Source organism: Arthrobacter sp. (assembly GCF_031179385.1).
Lineage (GTDB): Bacteria > Actinomycetota > Actinomycetes > Actinomycetales > Micrococcaceae > Arthrobacter_D.
On sequence record NZ_JAPSHV010000228.1, the window covers coordinates 1 to 1,789 of the forward strand.

Annotated in this window: 2 protein-coding genes and 1 pseudogene; all 3 read left to right on the plus strand. The window is 67.9% G+C overall.

What is annotated here, in order from left to right; genetic code table 11:
• A pseudogene (locus RIF85_RS15850) lies at positions 1-527 on the plus strand (nitrite/sulfite reductase); the annotation flags it as partial.
• A complete protein-coding gene (locus RIF85_RS15855) occupies positions 524-1,321 on the plus strand; it encodes a phosphoadenylyl-sulfate reductase (protein WP_309072860.1) in 798 nt (265 codons plus the stop codon). The pseudogene RIF85_RS15850 and the gene RIF85_RS15855, both read left to right, overlap by 4 nt.
• Positions 1,318-1,789, plus strand: a 472-nt coding sequence (gene cysD, locus RIF85_RS15860; RefSeq protein WP_309072861.1) for a sulfate adenylyltransferase subunit CysD, incomplete at its 3' end; no start/stop codon positions are given. The genes RIF85_RS15855 and cysD, both read left to right, overlap by 4 nt.

Sequence of the window (1,789 nt, forward strand, 5' to 3'; positions counted from 1 at the left end):
CGAAGGACCAGGTGGAGCCCCTGGTGGCCGAACTGGACGCGCTGGGCCTGTCCGCCCGCCCGTCCGTGTTCCGCCGCGGCACCATCGCCTGCACCGGCATCGAGTACTGCAAGCTGGCCATCGTGGAAACCAAGCACACGGCCGCCACCGCCGTGGCCGAGCTGGAACGCCGTCTGGCCGACCTCGCCGAATCCGGCGAACTGCCGCACGCGCTGTCCCTGCACATCAACGGCTGCCCGAATTCCTGCGCCCGTATCCAGACCGCGGACATTGGCCTTAAGGGCATGATGCTTCCAACGCCCGACGGCGACCCCTCGCCGGGTTTCCAGGTCCACCTGGGCGGCGGGCTGGCTTCCAACGAGCGCGAGGAGGCGGGCCTGGGACGCACCGTCCGCGGGCTTAAGGTCTACGTTGACGACCTGCCCGACTACGTGGAGCGCGTAGTCCGCACCTTCGTGGCCCAGCGCGCCGAGGGCCAGACCTTCGCCGAATGGGCGCACGCAGCAGACGAGGAGGCACTCCAGTGAGCAAGCATGCACTTGGAGTAGACCCGGTGGTTGCGCCGGCTGATGCATCAGCGCAGGTCGAGGCGACAGTGGCTGAGCTTGCGCCCGTTCCGAAGCTCCGCAGCAAGGAAGAACTGAAGGCCCTCGCCGAAGCAGGCGCTGCCGAGCTCGGCTGGGACGCCCCGGCCCGTGACGTGATCGCCTGGGTGGAGCGAAACTTCGACCTGCCCTCGGTCACCGTCGCCTGCTCCATGGCCGACGCCGTCCTGCCCGCCCTGGTCGCGGACCAGCTGCCCGGCGTCGACGTCCTGTTCCTGGAGACTGGCTACCACTTCCCGGAAACCTACGCCACACGGGACGAGGTGGCCGCAAACCTCCGCGTCAACGTGGTGGACGTGCTCCCGGAGAACACGGTGGAGCAGCAGGACCGGCTTCTGGGCAAGGACCTCTTCGCGCGCGACGCCGCCCAGTGCTGCGCCCTGCGCAAGGTGGCCCCGCTGCGCCGCACGCTGTCAGGATACGAAGTTTGGTTCACCGGCGTCCGCCGTGAGGAAGCTCCCACGCGCACCAACACCCCGCTGGTGACCTGGGACGAGGCCAACGGCCTGGTCAAGGTCAATCCGGTGGCTGCTTGGACGTTCGACCAGCTGGTCCAGTACTCGGACGACAACCTCCTGCCCGTCAACCCGCTGCTTTCCCAGGGTTACCCCTCCATTGGCTGCCAGCCCTGCACACGGAAGGTGGCTCCGGGTGACGACCCCCGCGCCGGCCGCTGGGCAGGCTCCGACAAGACAGAATGCGGACTACACGTATGAGCACTTCCCTAACCGAGGAGATAACGCAGGTGACTGACTCCGCCGTCTCCACCCGACTGAGCAGCCTGGACACCCTCGAGTCCGAGGCCATCCACATCATCCGCGAAGTGGTGGCCGAGTTCGAGAAGCCCGCGCTGCTGTTCTCCGGCGGCAAGGACTCCGTGGTGATGCTGCACCTGGCCACCAAGGCATTCTGGCCGGGCAAGGTCCCGTTCCCGGTGCTGCACGTGGACACCGGGCACAACTTTCCCGAGGTCATCGACTTCCGGGACCGTACTGTCGAGCGGCTGGGGCTGAAGCTCGTCGTCGGCTCCGTCCAGGAGTTCATAGACCGCGGCGAGCTGGCCGAACGTGCCGACGGCACCCGCAACCCCCTCCAGACCGTCCCGCTGCTGGACGCCATCCAGCAGAACAAGTTCGACGCCGTCTTCGGCGGCGGCCGCCGTGACGAGGACAAGGCCCGCGCCA